A 20,776-nucleotide genomic window follows, 5' to 3' on the forward strand; every position below is an offset into this window, starting at 1 on the left:
CCATCAGTTCATTCACCATTTCCTTTTGTTGACAACCATGCGGTGAAGACCCACACTGGCCTGCCTAGTGGAAACACGTTTCATGGAAGACCAAATTGTGATGACGCCACGGTGGTGGGTGCGACCGTTACACGTCACACTCGGTAGTCTCGTGGTGGTCGTCGGAGCATGGCTGGCTTGGGACGCGCCGTCCCTGAACTGGATGGTCGTGCTGACAATCGCTGCGGGAGGATTTTTATCGTGGCGGGGGTCCACGATCAGGCTGACGTGGGCTTGGACGACGCTATTCTTAGGCCTGGAAAGTCTGACCTGGCCTCTCGTGACCATGTACCAAATCCGTCAATCGACAATGGACCCCAATGACGACCAGATGAGTATGATCCTCTCTGCCGTCTTGTTCGGACTCTTTTCAGCTGTCTTCTGGATTTCATTTGCGTATGGATTGTTCAATCGGACCGGCAGCGAACACGGAGATGTGCCTGTTGCGGCTCTGGCCCCCCGGCCTGTCGCCCAAACTGAACGCCGAGGGAACAAGCGGTGAGACTCACCGCATCTCGATCGGATCGACATCCACGTCAAACTTCACCGATCGCCGACGGAAAGCCCGTTCCATCTCCTCAACCGACCACCGGATGGCTTGCAGTGCCGCTTCCCGATCAGTCGACTTGATCAAGATCTGCCACCGGTATCGCCCCCGGAGTCGAGGCACTGGCGAAGGAGCTGGGCCGAGTACCATCAAGCGACTGGGTTCGTCAGACACGCTGGCGTTGCTTGTGCCACCTTTTGTACGGATGCTCAAAGACACACCGTCCCTTAATCGAGCCGTCCACGTTATCGCAGCACCTTGTACGATTGATTCGCGAACGCCTGAGACATGGAGGGCAATAAGGTGAACTGCGGGAGGGTATCCCAGTGCCACTCGGTGAGAAAGTTCGGTCGAGATGAACAACGATTCATCATCCTCCACCACCGCTTGTATGGCATGATGAGTTGGATGATAGGTTTGAATGACAACGGTGCCTCCGTCTGAAGCTGGCCGTGCGAGATCAATAGCATCGAGAAGTGTGTGATACGTTCGCTCCGCGGCGCGAAAATCCGCGACGCTCAGTCCCGCGTCGGCCTGCACAATGCCGACGACGCCAACTAGAGGAATGGCCCTTCGCCGAAAAAGGAGTTGTGTTCCCACAAGGACATCCCACTCACGCTTCTGGACCTTCTGCCACATAACGGCCGCCTGAGACGGGCGCTTCATTGTATCTCCGTCGACGCGGAGAACCCTTGCTGAAGGAAAAAGCCGCCGCACTTTTTCCTCGACCCGCTCCGTCCCTTCACCGATTACCGACAGCCCCGATCCTCCACAGGCGGGACAGGTCACAGGAACGGCAATTGAGTCACGACAGTACGAACATGTGAGGCGGGCACTCTGGCGGGAGTAAGTTCGTGCGACGCCACAAGTCTGGCAGCGCGGCACCAGACCACAGTCCCGACAGGCGAGTGCGCTGCCATAGCCTCTTCGGTTCAGAAACAGTATGGCTCCAGATTGTTCACGTAAGGCCACGCGCATGACTTGCATCAGTGGCTGACTCAAGCTTACTCCCTTTTCCTGCTGTCGGAGGTCTACCACTTGGATCCCAGGCCTTGAATCGGGGGGTGGGGACTGATGAAACACGCGGCCTCGATGCTTGACCTGTTCGATGGTCTCAAGTAAAGGATGGGAAGAGCCTAGAACCAGCATTCCTTGTTCATCTTGGACCCTCAGCCAGGCCACATCACGGGCGTGATAGCGCGGCTCCTGTGGTTCTTTCAGCGCAGGATCTTCTTCTTCATCCACCCATACCAATCCCAAGTTCCGTACTGGAAGAAAGATGGCTGAACGTGTGCCGACGACGACCCCGACGCTATTCTGGCTCAACTGCTGCCAGATACGAGCCCGCTCATCGGAGGGCAAGCCGCTGTGATAACAGACAACCGTTTGTTCCGAAGCATGTCGCAGTGAATTCGCAAGCCATTCGGCTTGTTGAGCTTCTCCGACGATGACCATAGAAGTCCTCTGGCTCCCGCCGACAGCCAAAGGCACCGTCTGTCGTAACAACGCCAGCCGAACGGTCCATGGAGCATGGACGAGGGCTCTCGATGCTGGATGGTATTGCAGCGATTCAACGATCTCGTCCCGCCACGCTGCCGAGACAGCGACAGGAATCGACGTCGAAGAGCAGCCGGAGAGAGGAAGATGTGACTCAATTCGTGCATTGTTGGGTAATCTCGCCTTCCTTGGCCGCACCGCAGCCTCCGACAGAGCCAGCGGTGGGAGCACGAGTCTCAAGCACTGTCCCCACGGCGCGATATACTCCTTCGCAATGCGTCGTGAAAGATCGAGCAGTGCCCCTGGCACTTCAGATGAGTAATCTCCTCGGAACAGTCCGCGAATTTCCTTGAGTTTGGCGCGCTCTAGACCTTGCGGCAATGAGCACATCAACGCTGTGACAGCCCCTCCCAAAATCGATGATCCAAAAGGAACCAACACCCGGTGTCCGACCCGCAGCGAGCCCCGAAGTTGTGCAGGAATCCGGTAGGTGAAAGGACCGATCAGATGTCGAGGGACGATGACGTCGGCATAACAAGCTTCAGCAGCTGGTTCGTGAACGGCCGGAGGAGGACTCCCCATGCGGCATTTTAACAATAGGAGAAAAGGCGGAACAATGTCGGAATGACACAGTTACCGGGAGCTGCGTGTCCAGCACGAAAGGGGTGGCGGAGAAACCGCCACCCCTTGTCCCGATGCCTCACTGCCTTACTGAGAGGGAGGAACTGAAGGATTGCTAGGAATTCCGGGGTTCTGATTTGCCCCTGGCTGGTCAGCGGGCGTTGGAGTGGAATCCGTGACGGGAGGCGAGGAAGGTTTCACCTCAGCCGGAGCCGATGAGACAGCTGGAGTCGGCTTCTCATCCTGCACTGCCTGACTCGCGCCCTCTTGTGAGCCAAGACTTGAAAAACTGTACCCACTCTCCGCAGTCTCCTCCGGTTTCGTCGCTGGCTCCTCAGATGGCTGTTCAGCCGTATCCGGGGCATACAGCACCACGTCGATGCGCCGATTCTGTTCACGTCCAGCTTCTGTCGCGTTGCTGGCGATCGGTCGCGTTTCGCCGAAACCAACAGACGACAAGCGGGCCGAATCCAGACCACTTTTCTCGAGAATGTAGCGAACGACCCCACTGGCTCGCGCTTTAGACAGGTCCCAATTAGTTGGATAGCGCGATTTGAGAGAGGGACCGATCTCCATGTTGTCGGCATGACCTTCCACACGAATTAGCTTATCTCCTGCCTCGGTCTTCAGATACTCCACAACCTGATCCAGCACCCGATAGCCTTCTGGCTGGATCGTAGCTTCACCTGATTCAAATCGGAGCTGTCTTGCCAGATCGTTGAGGTTGATCCTGGTCTCCCCCGCGACGTTCTGGACATAAAATTTGCGTGATACAGGTTCTTGTTTCGATGGAGCAGCAGGCTCGCTCGCGATCGACCGCGTCTGTTGCGAGACCGGCACTGCTTCAGGGGCACGAACTTTCGCACGAACCAGGTCTCCTTTAATGAATCGGGAGGTCGACGTCGATACCAGCGCAGAGGCCGTTCGAGCTTCCGGCCATAGTATCTTGATTTCGCCCACAACCCGAGGCGGAAGGTTCCCCCCCACGCGGAAGACTTCCAGCCGATCACCAGTTTTCACACCGTCTTCCCAGCCCTTATCGATGTAGACGACGTTCCGCTGTGCCACCAGCGTCATTTCTCGATCGGCTTGAAAATCCACGATCATCCCTCGAACTTCACGCTCTGCCGACTGGTCCGTCGCCATTTCCCCGGGGACCGGAAGCGAAAATTTTATAACCGGGTTCCCAGGTTCCAGTGCTCCATAGGATCGAATTGCCCGGACCGTCGTCAACTGATCGTCAGTCTGAACGACCTGAACGATGGCGAGACGTTGAATCAGGTAACCAAGATATTGACCAGTGGCAGGATGGAATACCTTTCGAGCTCGTTTATAGACTGTAAAGAGATCTCCGACGGTGACATCACCAGGATTTTTTAAGCGGAGGTAGACGGTATCCCGTTGGCCCACAATCATCCGATCGCCCGTCGTTTGATTGTCCCCCGTGACAAGGTTGACGACACCATCCTGAGGTGTTGATGTCTGGATAGAACCAGATGCATAGGTAAGAGCCTTGTCGCCGTATCGAATACTCTGAAGGCTCTCGAGATCATCGGCCCACGCAGCGGGCGTGATTGGGACTAGCAGGGCTAAAACCAAAAGAAGCGGGGGAAGTTGCAAGGGCATGTTCATAGTCATCGTCCTTTTGTGAGACTAGTGTTGCTTGAAAAAACATAGCAAATTGTCCTGTATTGTCAAGAATATTGCGGTCTTGGCAGCGTTGACTTACTGCATAATCGGATGATAGGGTGGCGCTAGTCATAGTCACCGTCCGCTAACCCATAATGAAAGCTCATCAATCTCAGGATTCACACGTTCAACCTCAACCTACGCGACGGATCGAGACACAAATCCACCGTCGAAAGAAGGCTCCTGCCTCCCCCCCTTTGCTTCCCGAGTGGACTCAACCAGACCCCAAACCCCCAGCTCATCTCCGCATGCAATCAAACAGGATGGACCCGTCTCACGCTCTTTGCGCTTCGACAAAGGACCGTCACTAATCCTCTCTGTCCAAAAATTCCGGTGTATAGCGCTGCTTCAACGGCGGTTCACGGATGTGACGCCTCAACAGACTTTCTTCTGTCCTCTCCGCGGACGGAAAGAATGATATCAATCACTTCTAGGACTTTCGGGTCGTTGCTGCATAGGTCCTTTGTGCGCTTGCTATCCCTGCAAACGAGAGTCTAAGATTCCTGCTCTTCTTTGTACCTTCAAGGTGTTGAAAGGCACACCGATGAATGGTCTTGAGCTACTCCTCGAGTACCTGACCAGGTACTTTCCTATTTTGCTGTTTATTTTTATCGCCTTAGCCTTCGGTGTGATTACTCTCCTCATCAGCTATCTGGTCCAGCCGAGGTACCCGGAGCCAGAAAAACTCTCCGCCTACGAATGCGGGTCTGAACCGTTTTCGGATGCTCGGATGCCTTTCCCAGTCCGATACTACATCTTCGCCATGTTGTTCGTGATCTTCGACATCGAAGTCATTTTCCTCTATCCCTGGGCCGTCGTGTTCGACAAAATCGGTTTGATTGGCCTTGTTGAAATGATGATCTTCATCGCGCTGTTCTTGGTGGCTTACGTTTATGCCTGGCGCAAGGGGGCGTTGGAATGGGATTAATTCAACTCGGTCGGCCCGAAAAAGACGGCAATCCTGACGTGATCACCACGACCGTGGAAAAGGCTGTCAACTGGGCTCGCAAGGGCTCGCTCTGGCCGATGACGTTCGGCCTCGCCTGCTGCGCGATCGAGATGATCGCTGCAGTGTCTTCACGGTATGACATGGATCGATATGGAGCCGGTGTCTTTCGGGCTTCGCCACGCCAATCGGACCTCATGATTGTAGCGGGTACCGTATGCCGTCGAATGGCACCAGTGATTCGGAAAATCTATGACCAGATGCCGGAACCGAAATATGTCATCGCGATGGGATCCTGCGCCACGTCAGGCAACATCTATGACAGTTACAGCGTCGTGCAAGGTGTGGATCGGTTTGTTCCGGTCGATATTTATGTCCCCGGCTGCCCCCCGACCCCTGAAGCTTTGTTCGACGGCATTCTCAAGTTACAAGAGCGCATCATGCAGAAGCGGGTATTCGTGAAACAGCCGGACCTCGTCAAAGCGAGTCTCAAAGTTTAAGCTGAACACGATGACATTGCAGCATCTGGCCAATCGGATCCAAGAGAACTTTTCCAGCGGCTTCGTCAAAGCGGTTGAGTGGCGGGGAGACCTCGCCGTGACTGTTACTCGCGACAAGCTCCATGAGGTGGCGCAATTTCTTCATGACGACCCAGCCATGGACTTCGACTATATCGTCCATGTCAGCTCGGTCGATTGGCCGGACGACGAAGAGCGATTTGAAGTGGTGTACGAGTTTTACTCCATGAAGAAACGACACCGGATCCGACTGAAGGCTCGAGTACCGGAATCTGACTGTGTCGTGGATTCGCTCACCGATATATGGAAGGGAGCGGATTTCATGGAGCGCGAAGCCTACGACATGATGGGCATCCGCTTCCGGAACCATCCGGACCTCCGGAGGATCCTGATGCCGGATGATTACACGGAAGGATATCCGCTGCGCAAAGACTTTCCGGTTCGCGGGAAGGGTTGGCGGGATACCTTCGAGTTTCTCGACGAGACTGTACGCTAAGCGAGACTGACCCGAGATGGCATTCGAAGACCAAAGAACAACGGTCTATAAAGTAGACCCGACCCATCCAGAGAGCGACACGCTCCCGACCCTACGGACGGAAGAGCTGTTGCTGAACATGGGCCCGCAACACCCGAGTACCCATGGGGTCTTGAAGGTCATCCTCGAATTGGAAGGGGAGCGCCTCGTGAAGTCGACGCCGGTGATGGGCTTCCTCCACCGCGGCGTTGAGAAGCTGGCCGAAGAGGGGACCTACCATCAATTTATTCCCCATACCGACCGACTGGATTACGTTTGCGCGATGTACAACAACTTTGCCTACTGTCGAGCGGTCGAAAAACTCATGAACATCACGGTACCGGAGCGGGCAGAATATCTTCGAACCATCGTGGCGGAAGTCCAGCGGATCATCGGCCATCAGTTCTGGCTGGGTACCCAAGCACTCGACATCGGCGCCATGACCGTGTTTTTCTACTGCTTCCGGGACCGAGAAATTCTGCTGGATTGGTTCGACGAGCTCTGCGGTGCGCGCCTCACGACCAGTTGGTATCGCATCGGCGGCGTCGAGCGGGACTTTACGCCATCGCTCTTGGAGAAGCTGAAGAAGTTCCTTGACTACTTCCCGCCGAAAATCGACGAGTACGTCATCTTTCTCGAGAAGAACCGAATCTGGCTCGCCCGGACCAAAGGTGTGGCGGTGATTTCCGCCGAAGATGCGGTAAATTTCGGCTTGAGCGGTCCCACTCTGCGAGGCTCCGGCGTGGACTATGACCTGCGCAAGTTTGAAGCCTATGCCGCCTATCCCAAGTGCGAGTTCAGTGTCCCTGTCGGAAAAAACGGCGACACGTATGATCGGTACTGGATCCGCGTCATGGAGCTCTATGAAAGCGTGAAGATTATCCGGCAATGTCTGGAGCAGATGCGGGACGGCCCGATCATGGCCGATGTTCCGAGCGTCACATTGCCGCCCAAAGAGCGGGTCTTTACGAATCTGGAGTCCATGATCCAGCAATTCAAGCTCTTCTCGCAGGGTTTTAACGCTCCTCCGGGAGAAATTTACTGCGGGACTGAAGCTCACAAGGGCGAACTGGGCTTCTACATCGTGAGCGCAGGTGGAGGGAAACCCTACCGCTTGAAGATCCGAGCCCCGTCGTTCATTCATATGGGCGCGTTTGATCATATGTCGAGGGGCTACATGATCGCCGATGCGGTCACGATTTTCGGCACGTACGACATCGTGATGGGGGAGTGTGACCGATAAGAAGTGCCGAGTGCTGGGTGCTGAGTACTCAGTTCTGAAGGGTCAGAACGCTTAACTCGCCACTCAGCGCTCAGAACTCAGAACTGGGGTCTGACATGGGACTGAAACCAGCTACCAATCCCGAAGTTGAAGCAGCCACAATCGAACTGTCGATTGACGGGAAAACCGTCACGGCAAAAGACGGCGTCTCTCTCTACGATGTCATTTCCAGCACGGGAAAGATCATTCCCGCCATGTGCTACCACTATACCTTTGATCCCTTTGGTTCGTGCGGGATGTGCCTGGTGATGCAGGAGGGGAAAAAGGCGCCGGTCCGCTCCTGCACGGCCAAGGCGACTGCCGGAATGATTATTCGCACGGAAGGTGACGACCTTTTCCAGGCCAGGAAAAAAGCCGTCGAGAAACACCTCTCTGTCCATCCGCTGGACTGTCCAGTTTGTGACGCCGACGGCCACTGCGAGCTCCAAGACATGGCGTTCCAGCATGGCGTGACGAGCCTCGCCAACGCGAAGCAGAAATTCATTCCCGAAGATACACGGAGTCTTGTCCTCGACTTCAACATGAATCGCTGCATTGCGTGCGCTGAGTGCATCAACGTCTGTAAGGACGTCTTGATGATCGACGCCTTGCAATTCATGAAGAAGGGCGGATTCAACCAAGTCGTGGCGAAGGGCGACCTGCCGTTGTCTTGCGAATTCTGCGGAGATTGTCTCGCGGTCTGCCCGGTGGGCGCGATTACGAACAAGTTTTCAAAGTACCTTTACAAGCCCTGGCAGATGAAGAAAACGACGACCACCTGCAACTATTGCGGGGACGGTTGCCAGCTGTACGTCGAAACGAAAGATACCGAGGTCATCCGTATCACGTCGCCGTTGTCGTGGAAAAATAAATGGGGCGACCGCGCCGACACGACGAAAGGCCATGGCGGACTCTGCGTGCGGGGGCGATTCGGATTTGAGTATCTCGACAGCGCCTCACGTTTGAAACAACCGCTGGTGCGTAAGGGGAATCAGCTCGTTGAAACTCCATGGCTTGAGACGATGCATCACGTCGTCGAGCGATTTTCTGAGATCCGCAAGCGCCACGGGGCTGAAGCGATCGCCGGCCTCATTACGGCCCGCTGCACGAACGAAGAGCTCTATCTCTTTCAGAAGCTCATGCGGGCCGGGTTCCGCACAAACAACCTTGACAGCAGTGCACGTTATGGCCACTTAAATTTCGTCCATGCCTCCCGTCAAGCGCTGGGAATCGGACGCTCACCAAACGACTGGGAAGATTTAACCAAGGCGAAGGCTGTCCTGTTGATCGGATCGAACATCACGGAGACCAATCCGCTCACGTCCGTGCGGATTAAGGAAGCCATTCGCGTCTACAAGGCTCAGGTTGTCACGATCGATTCCGCGATCACGAACATGGGCAAGCTCGCCTCACATCCGTTCGTGATCAAGGCGGGAACCGAAGGGCTGGCCATCGACGGACTCGTCAAGGCCGCCATCGAACTGGATCTGGTGGACGAAGAAATCATTAAAAAACATCCGCAGGCTTTTGCTGCATTAAAAGCCGCTCTGGCACATGTATCTCTGGACCAGATCGCCGCGCAAACCGGTATGTCGGTCCAGGGCTTCAAAGAAGCGGTTGCCGTGTTCGCCGAAGCCCCCCGGTCCATTATCCTCTGTGCGGAAGGTATTGTCCGTCGAGCCGACGGTCATCAGAACGTTCTCAAATTAATCGACCTCGCCTGGATCTCGGGAAAGCTGGGGCGTCCCGGCTGCGGCGTCAACACATTGACCGAAGAGCCCAACGAACAAGGTGCCGTCGACATGGGCGTGGCGGCGGAGTTTCTTCCGGGGCAGGCCCGATTCGAGGACCAAGCCGCCCGGGATCGATTTGCCAAAGCATGGGACGTCACACTTCCGGCTGCGGGAGGTGGGGCCCATCTCGTGGACATTCTCAATCGCTGCAGAAGCGGACAGATTCGAGCCCTCTATGTGGTCGGAGAAAATCCGCTTGCGACGCTCCCCGCCTCGATGGAAGTCCGGGCGGCGCTGGATCGACTGGAGCTCTTAGTCGTTCAGGATCCCTTCCTCACGGAAACTGCCCGGCTCGCGCACGTCGTTCTCCCGGCCTGCACCTATGTTGAGAAAGACGGTACCTTCACCAACCTGGAAGGCCGTGTCCTGCGCGTCCGCCAAGCGATGGATCCCCTTGGGGAGAGTCTCCCGGATTGGCATATTATGACAGCACTCGCGAATGGCCTCGGGTGCCAGTGGGAGTACGAATCGACAAACGACATTCAGGTGGAGATTATGAAATTGCTGCCCGGCTACTACAACCTTGGTCAGCCCCGGAAGGTCACACCTAACGCGGATCACTACCTTGCCAACGGCTACACCGCCGCGGTGGCAAACCGTTATCGCACTAGCACTGCTCGACCAGGTGGTGCGGACCAGCGGCCGTTTGCATTGCTGATGGGACAAGTGTTGTATCACTCGGGCAAGATGTCGACCGAGGCACTGGGGCTCATAAAGATCGCTCCGAACACGGGGCGCCTTCGGATGAACCCGCAAGACATGGAACGGCTCGGTCTGGTCGATGGGGCCAAGGTTCGTGTTACTTCTGAGCGCGGCTCGCTTCAACTGGGCATCCAGCCCGATCAGTCAGTAGCGCCTCACACGTGCTTTTTCCCAGAGCACTTCAATGAACCGCCGGTGAAGGATCTCATGTCGATCCAGCTTGATCCCGTGACCAGCGTTCCGTCGTTCAAACTCGCACGCGTCACGATCGAGAAGGCCTAGAGGCACGGAGAGGCCGATGAGTGTCATCAGTATCACCAAAAAAGTTCTCCAGGCCGCGTTGTTCTATGAAATCTGGGATGCAATGAAGGTGACATTCAAGCACATGTTCCACAAGCCGATCACATTCCAGTATCCGCGTGAACAGCGGACGATTCCCGACGCGCACCGTGGCGCGCTCGGCCTCTTGCGCTACGACGACGGCCGTGAGCGTTGTGTCGGTTGCGATCTCTGTGAAGCCGCCTGCCCATCGAGGTGCATTAAGGTCATCAGTGCAGAGGACAGCGCCCGGCCGTTGCAACGATACGCCAGTGAGTTTTACATCGACATTACCAAGTGTGTCTTTTGTGGCTACTGCGTCGAAGCCTGCCCCGTGAATGCCCTTGCCATGACAAAGATGTACGAGTATTCCACTCACGACAAGCGGACTCTGTTGTTCGATAAAGCAAGGCTGTACGACATCGGCGAACGCCATCTCGAGGATGCCAAAAAATACCTCTACGCACACAATCAGGAAAAGAACGTTGAAGAGAGCCGTGAGTATCGGTACTACTTTCCGCAATCCGTCCTCAAGGCAACTCAATCGTCCCCCAAACACTTGAGCTGAGCCCTCGATGACCCTTGTCTTTTTCGCCTATTTTGCGCTCGTGAGTATCGCCGCGGGGGTCCTCACAGTGGCGCTGCGCAACCCGGTACATTGCGGCATGGCCTTGTTGGCCCTTCTGCTGCACGTTTCCGGGCTCTTCGTCCTCCTGAACGCTGAATTTCTCTGGGCGGTGCAGGTCGTCGTCTATGCCGGAGCCATCCTTGTGCTGTACCTCTTCGTCTTGATGCTGTTGAACCTCAAGACCGAAGAACGGTACTTCCATTCGACCTTTATGTATTTTTTGGCTCCCGCAGTGGTTGGATCACTCTATGTGCTTGCGCTCTTGTTTCGGTCTCCATTCGGGGGCGCGAAGGGAGACGCGCCCGCCGCGGCGATCTTGCAGGACGGGGACACCCATGCGGTCGGGATCAAGATGTTCAGCGATTACCTTTTGCAGTTCGAAATTGTGGGCGTTTTCCTGTTGGGTGCCATCATCGGCGCGATCGTGCTCGCGAAGACACCAAAGCCGCTGGATGTGGAACGGGAGCGATGAAGCAGTCAGCCATCAGCTATCAGCGTGAAGCATTCCATCGGAGGCTGATAACTGAATGCTGATCGCTCCAACACTTCGGGTGATTCGATGGTCCCGTTAAGTGCCTATGTCGCCGTGAGTGCCGTGCTGTTTCTCACGGGTCTATTGGGCGTCTTGATCAGGCGCAATTTCATCATTGTATTGATGGCCGTCGAGATCATGTTGAATGCGGCCAATATCAATCTCGTCGCTTTTTCGCATTACATGGAGTCGATGGCAGGACAGCTCGTGGCGCTGTTTATCATTGCGATTGCCGCTGGAGAAGCAGCGGTCGGGCTCGCCATTATTATCGTCGTCTTCCGGGGAAAGATCTCGACGAACGTGGACGAAATGAATCTGTTGAAATGGTAACGACGTGCCTTTGACTGATTGGCTCATCCTGATGATTCCGGTCTTCCCGCTAATAGCGGTGGTCATCAACGGCTTGTTGGGGAGCCGGTATTCCCATGACTGGGCCTATTGGCTGGCGTGCGGATCGGTCGGTGCCTCCTTCCTCTCGACCATCGGAGTCTTCACCAACATCCTCAGAACCGGCACGCCTCACGAAGTCATCGCCTACCAGTGGATCTTCGGTGGCGACCTCACGATCAATCTCGCATACCTTGTTGATTCCCTCACCTGCATCATGCTGTTGGTCGTGACCGGCGTCGGCTTCCTCATTCACGTCTATTCAGTCGGCTATATGCACGGTGAAACCGGATTTACGCGGTTCTTCACCTATATGAATCTCTTCATGGTCTCAATGTTGCTCCTTGTGATGGGGAACAATTACGCCGTCCTGTTTATTGGGTGGGAAGGTGTCGGGCTCTGCTCGTATCTCTTAATCGGCTACTACTACGATAAAGTCTCGGCAGCCAAAGCGGCCACGAAAGCTTTCGTCGTGAATCGTATCGGCGATGCTGGATTCCTGTTGGCGATCTTCCTGGTTTTCATCAACTTCAAGACCCTCGATTACACGAAGGTGTTCGCCCAAGTCAGCCAGTTGTCGCCGGAGATGGCCACGGCGATCGCGTTGTGCTTGCTTGTGGGGGCCATCGGAAAATCCGCGCAGCTCCCCCTCTATACCTGGCTGCCGGATGCCATGGAGGGTCCAACTCCGGTAAGTGCCTTGATTCATGCCGCCACCATGGTGACAGCCGGCGTCTATATGATCGTCAGAAACCATGCGATTTACGATGTCTCGCCAACCTCCATGACCGTGGTCGCCATCGTCGGTGGATCGACAGCTCTCTTCGCTGCAACCATTGGTTTGGTCCAGACTGATATCAAGCGTGTCCTGGCTTACTCGACCGTCAGCCAACTCGGGTACATGTTTCTCGGCTGCGGAATCGGCGCCTACACCGCAGCAATCTTCCATCTCATGACACATGCCTTCTTCAAGGCACTGCTGTTTCTGTCCGCCGGGTCCGTGATTCACGCACTCTCGGGCGAGCAAGACATTCGTAAAATGGGCGGGCTGAAACACAAGATTCCCTGGACTCACTGGCTCTTTTTCATTGGCAGCGTCGCTATCGCCGGCATCCCGCCGCTTGCGGGTTTCTGGAGCAAAGACGAGATCATGGCCCACGCCTTCACCCACCATCAGTACCTGCTGTATGGGATGGCTGCGACCGGCGCATTCTTGACAGCCTTCTATATGTTCAGATTGACCTATCTGACCTTCTACGGCCCGTCACGGATGGACCATCATGTGGAGGAACATGTGCATGAGTCGCCGATGATCATGATCGGGCCATTGGCGATTTTAGGAGGCCTGTCTCTGATCGGCGGTTTCTTAGGAGTTCCGCCAGAGCACGGATGGTTCCAGCGGTTCCTCGCCCCAGTCGCAATCTCGGGAGGCGATCATGAACCGGCGGTCAGTCTTGTTCTGATGCTCATGGGCATCGCCACAGGGATCGCGCTCCTTGGGTGGGGCTTTGCTCACTACTTTTATAGTGTAAGTCCTTCGACACCGGAGCGGTGGGCGACGAAATTCTCGACCGCCTATACGACCCTTCTAAATAAATATTACGTCGATGAATTGTATGACCTGCTCTTTGTCGAACCGACAAAGAAGCTCGGCTGGCTCTTCGATTGGTTTGATCGAGTTGTGGTCGATGGAATCGTCCGGGCCGTCGGTCAGGTCGCAGAAGCGGGAGCGGCCGGTTCGACGTGGTTCGAGAAACACGTGATATACGGCGGGATCAACATCATCGGTTATGGCAATCATCTCGCCGCCAGACAATGGCGACATCTGCAAAGCGGAATGGTCCAGCACTACGCGGCAATGATTGTGGCGGGGTTGTTTTTGCTCGCTCTGGTAATCCAACTGGTGCTGCAACTTTAGAGTCACAACGATGTTGGAAGAACTGGCCTCGGCCTTCCCAATTCTGTCGTGCATTCTCTTTTTGCCGGTCGCAGGAGCCGCCGTTCTGTGGCTCTTCGACGACGAAGATATGATCCGTACCTCAGCGCTGACAATTGCGCTGGTTGAACTAGCCCTGTCACTGTTCGTCCTCCTCCGATTTGTTCCCGACTCGGCCGCGATGCAGTTTGCCGAGCATGTACGATGGATTCCCGCCCTCGGGATCAGCTACCACCTGGCAGTCGATGGCATCAGTGTCCTATTCGTCGGGCTGACAGCTTTCCTCACGGTTCTCATCGTCATCTATTCGTGGGATACCATCCGCCATCAGGTCAAACTTTACATGATGGCGCTGCTCGCGCTTGAAACCACGACGATGGGTGTCTTCGTCTCTCTCGATCTCATCCTCTTTTTCGTGTTTTGGGAGTTGATGCTCATCCCGAGCTACTTCCTCATCAAGCTCTGGGGTGGCGGGGCGGAGCGACACTATGCGGCGCTGAAATACGTGCTCTATACCTTGCTTGGCAGCGTCTTCATGTTGGTGGGCATTGCCCTCCTAGACCTCAACTACCACCAATGGGCGACGTTGCATCACATGGAGCCATCCTACTCGTTCGATCTGCTTGAGCTCCTAACCGTACCGATTCCCCTCCATCAGCAAGTTCTGATCTTCTGGTTGATGTTTTTGGGCTTCGCGTTTAAGGCTCCTGTGTTCCCGTTCCATACCTGGTTGCCGGATGCCTTGCTCGAAGGTCCGATCGGTATGGCCGTGGTCCTGGCCGGGTTGAAATTGGGTACGTTCGGATTCATCCGGTTCAGCATCCCCCTCCTCCCAGAAGCGTCGAAGAGCCAGACGGTCGTGTCGATCGTGATGGCGCTTGGTCTAGCCGCCATTCTGTACGGCGCGATCATGGCACTGATTCAACCAGATTTTCGCCGGCTGTTGGCCTATAGCAGCATCAGCCATCTTGGGTTTGTCGTAGTTGGTCTCTTCGCACTCAACTACCAGGGTCTTCAAGGTAGCCTGCTCACAATGGTCAACCTGGGGTTCAGCACAGCCGGATTGTTCTTTATCGCCGGGTTTCTCTACTCAAGACAGCAGACAACCCAGCTTGCCTCATTCGGTGGTATGGCCAAGCAGGTGCCGTTGCTGGCGACGTTTTTCTTGCTCATCGGCCTCGCATCGATCGGACTCCCAGGTACCAACGGATTCGTGGGGGAATTTTTGATCCTCCTGGGAATCTTTAAAGCCCATTGGCTCTACGGGTCGGTTGCGGTGCTGGGAGTCATCTTCGGAGCAGCATATTTCCTGTGGTACTACGAGCGGGCGATGCTTGGCCCGTTGAGTAAAACCGTCAGAGAGTCGATCGGCGATCTCCATTTTCGGGAAGTCGTGATTGCATCGTCGCTGTCCGTGATGATTTTGTGGATCGGCCTCTATCCCGCTCCGTTCTTGAAGATGATGAATGGGTCGGTGCAGGCGTTGGTCGATCGATTGGACCGCGGGGCGGTCGCCTCCGTGGACAACGTGCCCGCCGTCAGGGCGGACTGAATCGTATGAGCGAATACGTTCTTCTGTATATTTTGTTCGCACCGTTCGTGGGTGTGACCGCGCTCATCTTCATTTCGAATCGGCAATTGATGCTCGTCCGCGGAGTTGCGGCAACATCCGCCGGCATCTGCCTACTCGCGTCGCTTTACCTATTTTTTGCCTACGACACCGCCAAGGGTGGGTTCCAGTTCCTGCAGAAATACGAATGGTCGAAGCAGCTTGGCATCTCCCTTTACCTCGGCGTCGACGGCATTGGAACGCCGCTGGTCTTGGCTTCGTCGATCCTGTTGTTCGCCGGCATCTTCGTGTCCTGGCACATCAAGGATCGCACCAAAGAATTCTACATTTGGCTACTGATCCTCGCTGCTGCGACGATCGGCGTGTTCATGTCGCTGGATTTATTCTTCCTATACTTCTTCTACGAAATGTCCGTCATCCCGATGTATCTACTCCTGGGTATGTGGGGAAGCCACACAAAAAAGTACAACGAGATGACAGACCCAGAAGGTCTCAAGCAGCGGGATTCCGTCGGGTTCATCTTGAACTTTGCCTCGAACAGCAAAGAATACGCCGCGATGAAACTCGTCCTCTTCCTGTCAGCCTGGGCGGTGGTCGCGCTGATGGGCATTCTGCTCATCTATAAATACTCCGGCCTGAATACGTTCGATATTCTGGTCCTGCGCGAGCAGGCGAAGCTCATGAATATCCCCGTGCTCGGCACCACGCTCGACAAGATCATCTGGGTGCTCATCTTTTTCGGATTCGCTTCTATTGCACCGCTCTGGCCTCTGCATTCCTGGTCACCCGTTGGTCACGCAGCGGCTCCGGCTGCGACCAGCATGTTGCACGCGGGCGTGTTGATGAAGCTGGGGCACTTTTCGATCATCCGTGTGGCGTTTGAAATTCTTCCCGAAACGACCAGAGAGCTCATGCCGATCGCCGCGGTGCTCTGCATGTTCAGCATCCTCTACGGGGGATTTGTCGCCTTTTATGCGAAGGATACGAAATATGTCATCGGCTACTCGAGTTCCAGCCACATGGGCTACGTGTTCCTGGGCATGGCCGCATTGAACTATATCGGTTTGAGCGGCGCGGTGATTTATATGTTCGCCCACGCGATGGCAACCGGCATGCTCTTCGCCATGGCCGGATGGGTGTATGACCAGACGCACACGCGCGATATCCCGTCGTTGGGGGGATTGTCAAACCGCATGCCCTTCATCGCTGGTTGCTTCGTGGTGGCTTGCATGGCATCGATCGGGATGCCGGGGACCATCAATTTTATCGCCGAAATCATGATCATCGTTGGGAGTTGGCAGAAGTATCCCTTGCAGGTGATTGTCGCTGTGATCGGCATTGTGATCACCCTGGCATACTTGTTCCGGATGATGCGCGGGGTTTTCTACGGGACGATGGATCAGAAGTATAGCCATTCGCATGATGCCGTGGCGGTCGCCGATCGCCTGCCGTTGCTGGTGATGATTGCCGTCAGTATCGGATTCGGGTTATTCCCCATGCACCTCTATAATGTGGTTCGATCCGGCGTCGACCCACTCGTCGCCAGGATCACTCACGTGGTGCCGATTGCCGCTGCGGCCGACGAATACAGCCCTCAGCGTTCAGCCGGCAGCCATCAGCTTGCGGACCCGAAGAGTTCTACACGTGAGCTGACGGCTAGCCAGCTGAACGCTGAGGGCTATACAGGTAGACAATGACATTCTCTCTGACCATGTCTCCCTCCGACTTATTATTGCTCTTGCCGGAGATGCTCCTCACGTTCTGGATCTGTCTGATCCTGGTCCTCGATTTTGCCTTTCCACGATTGCCGAAGGAACAGCTGGCCTATCTCAGCGTAGGAGGGCTCACGATCACATTGGGGTGTCTCATATGGTTTGATGTGACCGGCATCACCGGGGCACTCTTTGCCAACATGTTCGTAGTCGATCGGATGGCCTTGTTCTTCAAGATGCTGATCGTGGTGGCCACAATATTAGTCATCATCGCCTCCATCCAATTCGTTCATCGCTTCACGTTCTTTCGCGGGGAATATTATTTTCTGGTTGCGATGTCGGCGCTGGGTATGATGTTCATGGCCTCGGCGAACGATCTCCTGTCCGTTTTTGTGACGCTTGAGTTCTCGACCTTCGGCTTCTATGTCCTGGTCGCCTACCTGCGGGAAGACGCCGCATCGAACGAGGCAGGACTCAAATTCTTCATCCTGGGTGTCTTTGCGGCTGGTCTTCTTGCCTACGGGATCAGCTTGGTATACGGCGAGACAGGGAAGCTCGTCTTCTCGGATATGGCGTCTGCACAGGCCACGCCAGGATTGATCATCGGTTATTTGCTCATCTTCGCGGCGCTGGGTTTCAAAATCGGAGCTGTGCCGTTCCACTCCTGGATTCCCGACACGTATCACGGATCACCGACGCCGGTGACCGCATTCCTGTCGATCGCACCGAAAGGGGCAGCGTTTGCCATTCTCCTTCGGATGTTCTATGTCGCGCTCGCCGGTTTCAAACCCACCTGGGTGCTCATGCTGGTGGCGGCCTCGATTCTGTCGATGACTTACGGCAACATCGTGGCGATCGCGCAGAAAAACATCAAACGACTACTGGCCTATTCCGGCATTGCCCAGATCGGCAATGTGCTCATCGGCCTCGCTGCCGGGACGAAGATGGGAAGTGATGCAATTTTGTTTTACCTGTTGACCTATCTGTTCGCGAACTTAGGAGCCTTCGCCATCGTCATTGCGGTCAGCCAGGCAATCGGCAGCGATGAAATTGAAGATTATAGCGGCCTGGGCCGCCGTTCGCCGTTCCTTGCCTTCGCCATGCTGATTTTTCTGTTGTCCCTGGCCGGCGTGCCTCCTCTCGCGGGATTCATCGGCAAGGTCTATATTTTTGTTGCGGCAATCAAGGAGGGACTCTATACCCTCATCACGGTCGGACTGATCAACATCGTGATCTCTTTGTACTACTACTTGATCGTCGTGAAAAAGATGTACATCGTCGAGCCCCACGACCCATCGCCGGTATCGATCTCGGGCCCCATGAAGGCCGTGGTGTACGCCGGACTCGCTGGGACGCTCGCGATCGGCATCTATCCGCAGCCGGCGATCGACTGGGTGGTGGCTGCAACGCTGATGTTCTCCAACCTTACAGGTCCAGCTGCGTTCATTCCGCCATCTTTGCCGTTCAGTGGGTAATCGCTCTTCGTCGTGACGCCGCGCCCAGCGAGCCTTCTGGTAAAATATTTCTTGCAGGGTCTAGTGGGGCAGAGTAGAGTTCTGGCACGGGGGTTTTCCCTAACGCCGCAGTGTGGGTTCTGCGTCTATCATGGCATCCGTCACCCAAGATCGTCCCACCGTTCCAGCCGCCGCAGCATCCGTACATTCGACGTCGGACGCTGAGAAGAAATCCCTGTCTCCCTCGCGCGTAAGCGGAACTTTGCGATGGTTTGCCGGCTGGTCCATTGAGCAGCGTGTGCTCGCTGGATTCGGGCTCGTGTTTGCGGGAATTGTCGTGATCAGTATCGCGTCCTACCGAAACACGTCGGTGCTGATCAAGAATAGCCGCCTCGATACGAGAAGCCACGAACTCGTGCAGCTGCTCGGTTCGATAGGGGAAGCATTGGATGATGCGGAGCGCGGGCATCGCCGCTATCTCGTGACGGGTGACGAGGCCTACCTCAAAGGACACAAAACCGTCCTGGAGCAGATGCCCGTCTTCTCTCAGTATCTTCGAAGCTTGACAGAAGGAGCCCCCGACCAACAGGAACGGGTGGCAAGCCTTGAACGATTAATTCGCCAACAGCTCGACGCCGAAGCCGCCGCTATTTCAGCGCGAGAGACAAACGGTTACGAGGGGGTCCGCCGTATCGCACTTTCGGGCGCGGCGAAACAAGAGCTTGACGCAATCCATCGCTTGATCGTCGAACTGGACGCGGCTGAGCAGAAGGCACTTCGGGGCCGTGTCGTTCAATCGACAGGCAGCACGAGAAACACCATCGTGCTCTTAGTTCTTGGGGCGCTCCTCCAACTCGTTTTGCTTGCCTCCGTATATTACTTGATCCGTCACGATATCACGGAGCGACGTCGCGTCGCGGCAGAACTTCGGCGACGCGGAGAGCTACTCCAAGCCGCCAACAAAGAACTCGAGGCCTTCAGCTATTCCGTCTCTCACGATCTTCGCGCGCCTCTCCGCCATATCGACGGGTATGCCTCCTTGCTGTCCAAGACGGCGGGGGAGTCGCTCAATGACAAATCCAGACGGTATCTCCAAACGATCTCCGACTCCGCCAAACAAATGGGTCAACTCATCGACGACCTGCTGGTGTTTTCCCGCATGGGCCGGCAAGAGATGTTGCGCACGACCGTAAGTTTGGATCAACTGGTCAAGACCGTCATTCACGATTTGCGGCTTGACTTGCAAGGACGGACAATCTCCTGGACAATTGGGCCGTTACCTGAAGTCTCTGGCGATCCAGCGATGTTGCGTCAGGTGTTTATGAATTTGCTCGCGAACGCTATCAAGTTCACCAAACATCGCGCCGAAGCAAAGATTGAGATCGGCGCCACTCGGCGGACCGCGGGAGAGACCGAGATCTTCGTCCGGGACAATGGAGCAGGGTTTGACATGCAATACGCGAATAAATTGTTTGGGGTGTTCCAACGCCTCCACCGCAATGACGAGTTCGAAGGAACTGGTATCGGGCTTGCGAATGTTCGACGAATCATTCATCGTCATGGTGGCCAGACCCGGGCCGAAGGAGCGGTCGACCGGGGAGCGACATTTTTCTTTACCCTCCCAACGAAAAGAGCTGTCTGATGACTACCTTGAAACCGATTTTGCTGGCAGAGGACAATCCTCGTGACGCTGAACTGGCCTTGGCCGCGATGGAGGAACATCACATCGCCGACAAAGTTGTCGTCTGTCATGATGGCGCAGAGGTGTTAGATTATCTGTACTGCCGCGGGTCTTATAGGACGCGACGTCATGGAAATCCGGCTGTTGTTTTTCTTGACCTTAAGATGCCGAAAGTCGACGGCATCGAGGTGCTGAGAACGATCAAGAATGACACCGACCTTCAGCATATCCCGGTTGTCATGCTGACATCGTCACGAGAAGAGCGAGACCTGGCCCAAAGCTATGCTTTGGGTGCCAATGCCTACGTTGTCAAGCCGGTTGAGTTTCACCAATTCATCAACGCCGTGAAAGAATTAGGCGTCTTTTGGGGTGTGATCAACGAACCACCTCCTGAAGGCGAAACATCCATCCAGTAGTCTCACAATCGAGGA

At 55.4% G+C, this 20,776-nt stretch carries 17 protein-coding genes; 15 read left to right on the top strand and 2 right to left on the bottom strand.

The window, feature by feature from the left end; genetic code table 11:
• The first annotated feature begins 82 nt into the window (after positions 1–82).
• On the top strand, positions 83–541 hold the full coding sequence (locus tag VEI50_03690) for a hypothetical protein (protein HXX74204.1): 459 nt from the start codon (positions 83–85) through the stop codon (positions 539–541).
• A gap of 3 nt (positions 542–544) precedes the next feature.
• Here the strand turns inward: VEI50_03690 and priA are convergent, their stop codons facing one another.
• Complete coding sequence (gene priA / locus VEI50_03695; GenBank protein HXX74205.1) at positions 545–2,665, bottom strand: primosomal protein N'; 2,121 nt, start codon at positions 2,663–2,665, stop codon at positions 545–547.
• A gap of 126 nt (positions 2,666–2,791) precedes the next feature.
• A complete protein-coding gene (locus VEI50_03700; protein HXX74206.1) occupies positions 2,792–4,336 on the bottom strand; it encodes an OmpA family protein in 1,545 nt (514 codons plus the stop codon).
• A gap of 601 nt (positions 4,337–4,937) precedes the next feature.
• Here VEI50_03700 and ndhC point away from each other — a divergent pair.
• From ndhC to VEI50_03770, 14 genes are all read left to right on the top strand, one after another.
• The gene (ndhC, locus tag VEI50_03705) at positions 4,938–5,321 is read left to right on the top strand and encodes an NADH-quinone oxidoreductase subunit A (protein ID HXX74207.1); all 384 of its coding nucleotides are present in this window, start codon (positions 4,938–4,940) and stop codon (positions 5,319–5,321) included.
• On the top strand, positions 5,312–5,839 hold the full coding sequence (locus VEI50_03710; GenBank protein HXX74208.1) for an NADH-quinone oxidoreductase subunit B family protein: 528 nt from the start codon (positions 5,312–5,314) through the stop codon (positions 5,837–5,839). Before ndhC ends, VEI50_03710 begins: the two co-directional genes overlap by 10 nt.
• Before the next feature lie 10 nt (positions 5,840–5,849).
• Positions 5,850–6,353, top strand: coding sequence for an NADH-quinone oxidoreductase subunit C (locus VEI50_03715; protein HXX74209.1), 504 nt, complete (start codon positions 5,850–5,852; stop codon positions 6,351–6,353).
• A gap of 16 nt (positions 6,354–6,369) precedes the next feature.
• Complete coding sequence (gene nuoD, locus VEI50_03720) at positions 6,370–7,614, top strand: NADH dehydrogenase (quinone) subunit D (protein HXX74210.1); 1,245 nt, start codon at positions 6,370–6,372, stop codon at positions 7,612–7,614.
• A 95-nt stretch (positions 7,615–7,709) separates the two neighbouring features.
• Positions 7,710–10,409 (top strand): molybdopterin-dependent oxidoreductase, encoded by a 2,700-nt coding sequence (locus VEI50_03725; GenBank protein ID HXX74211.1) that lies wholly within the window; start codon positions 7,710–7,712, stop codon positions 10,407–10,409.
• A 16-nt stretch (positions 10,410–10,425) separates the two neighbouring features.
• A complete protein-coding gene (nuoI, locus tag VEI50_03730) occupies positions 10,426–11,013 on the top strand; it encodes an NADH-quinone oxidoreductase subunit NuoI (protein ID HXX74212.1) in 588 nt (195 codons plus the stop codon).
• Between the two features lie 7 nt (positions 11,014–11,020).
• A complete protein-coding gene (locus tag VEI50_03735) occupies positions 11,021–11,545 on the top strand; it encodes an NADH-quinone oxidoreductase subunit J (GenBank protein ID HXX74213.1) in 525 nt (174 codons plus the stop codon).
• A gap of 87 nt (positions 11,546–11,632) precedes the next feature.
• The gene (gene nuoK, locus VEI50_03740; GenBank protein ID HXX74214.1) at positions 11,633–11,935 is read left to right on the top strand and encodes an NADH-quinone oxidoreductase subunit NuoK; all 303 of its coding nucleotides are present in this window, start codon (positions 11,633–11,635) and stop codon (positions 11,933–11,935) included.
• 4 nt (positions 11,936–11,939) lie between these two features.
• Complete coding sequence (gene nuoL / locus VEI50_03745; protein HXX74215.1) at positions 11,940–13,910, top strand: NADH-quinone oxidoreductase subunit L; 1,971 nt, start codon at positions 11,940–11,942, stop codon at positions 13,908–13,910.
• A 10-nt stretch (positions 13,911–13,920) separates the two neighbouring features.
• Positions 13,921–15,480, top strand: coding sequence for an NADH-quinone oxidoreductase subunit M (locus tag VEI50_03750; GenBank protein HXX74216.1), 1,560 nt, complete (start codon positions 13,921–13,923; stop codon positions 15,478–15,480).
• A 5-nt stretch (positions 15,481–15,485) separates the two neighbouring features.
• The gene (locus VEI50_03755; protein ID HXX74217.1) at positions 15,486–17,195 is read left to right on the top strand and encodes an NADH-quinone oxidoreductase subunit M; all 1,710 of its coding nucleotides are present in this window, start codon (positions 15,486–15,488) and stop codon (positions 17,193–17,195) included.
• 14 nt (positions 17,196–17,209) lie between these two features.
• Positions 17,210–18,685, top strand: coding sequence for an NADH-quinone oxidoreductase subunit N (locus VEI50_03760; protein ID HXX74218.1), 1,476 nt, complete (start codon positions 17,210–17,212; stop codon positions 18,683–18,685).
• A 130-nt stretch (positions 18,686–18,815) separates the two neighbouring features.
• On the top strand, positions 18,816–20,306 hold the full coding sequence (locus VEI50_03765) for an ATP-binding protein (protein ID HXX74219.1): 1,491 nt from the start codon (positions 18,816–18,818) through the stop codon (positions 20,304–20,306).
• Positions 20,306–20,761, top strand: a complete 456-nt coding sequence (locus tag VEI50_03770) for a response regulator (protein ID HXX74220.1) — start codon at positions 20,306–20,308, stop codon at positions 20,759–20,761. The genes VEI50_03765 and VEI50_03770 overlap by 1 nt, the downstream gene beginning before the upstream one ends.
• Positions 20,762–20,776: the final 15 nt, after the last annotated feature.

It is taken from the genome of Nitrospiraceae bacterium (assembly GCA_035623075.1).
In the GTDB taxonomy this organism is placed as follows: Bacteria; Nitrospirota; Nitrospiria; order Nitrospirales; family Nitrospiraceae; genus DASPUC01.

Bases quoted from the DNA above. Each gene is read 5' to 3' on its own strand.
- VEI50_03690 (HXX74204.1), top strand. From the start codon at position 83: ATGGAAGACCAAATTGTGATGACGCCACGGTGGTGGGTGCGACCGTTA.
- VEI50_03755 (HXX74217.1), top strand. From the start codon at position 15,486: ATGAGCGAATACGTTCTTCTGTATATTTTGTTCGCACCGTTCGTGGGT.
- nuoK (HXX74214.1), top strand. From the start codon at position 11,633: ATGGTCCCGTTAAGTGCCTATGTCGCCGTGAGTGCCGTGCTGTTTCTC.
- VEI50_03760 (HXX74218.1), top strand. From the start codon at position 17,210: ATGTCTCCCTCCGACTTATTATTGCTCTTGCCGGAGATGCTCCTCACG.
- VEI50_03700 (HXX74206.1), bottom strand. From the start codon at position 4,336: ATGAACATGCCCTTGCAACTTCCCCCGCTTCTTTTGGTTTTAGCCCTG.
- VEI50_03725 (HXX74211.1), top strand. From the start codon at position 7,710: ATGGGACTGAAACCAGCTACCAATCCCGAAGTTGAAGCAGCCACAATC.
- VEI50_03765 (HXX74219.1), top strand. From the start codon at position 18,816: ATGGCATCCGTCACCCAAGATCGTCCCACCGTTCCAGCCGCCGCAGCA.
- VEI50_03715 (HXX74209.1), top strand. From the start codon at position 5,850: ATGACATTGCAGCATCTGGCCAATCGGATCCAAGAGAACTTTTCCAGC.
- priA (HXX74205.1), bottom strand. From the start codon at position 2,665: ATGGGGAGTCCTCCTCCGGCCGTTCACGAACCAGCTGCTGAAGCTTGT.
- nuoI (HXX74212.1), top strand. From the start codon at position 10,426: ATGAGTGTCATCAGTATCACCAAAAAAGTTCTCCAGGCCGCGTTGTTC.
- nuoD (HXX74210.1), top strand. From the start codon at position 6,370: ATGGCATTCGAAGACCAAAGAACAACGGTCTATAAAGTAGACCCGACC.
- VEI50_03735 (HXX74213.1), top strand. From the start codon at position 11,021: ATGACCCTTGTCTTTTTCGCCTATTTTGCGCTCGTGAGTATCGCCGCG.
- ndhC (HXX74207.1), top strand. From the start codon at position 4,938: ATGAATGGTCTTGAGCTACTCCTCGAGTACCTGACCAGGTACTTTCCT.
- VEI50_03750 (HXX74216.1), top strand. From the start codon at position 13,921: ATGTTGGAAGAACTGGCCTCGGCCTTCCCAATTCTGTCGTGCATTCTC.
- VEI50_03770 (HXX74220.1), top strand. From the start codon at position 20,306: ATGACTACCTTGAAACCGATTTTGCTGGCAGAGGACAATCCTCGTGAC.
- VEI50_03710 (HXX74208.1), top strand. From the start codon at position 5,312: ATGGGATTAATTCAACTCGGTCGGCCCGAAAAAGACGGCAATCCTGAC.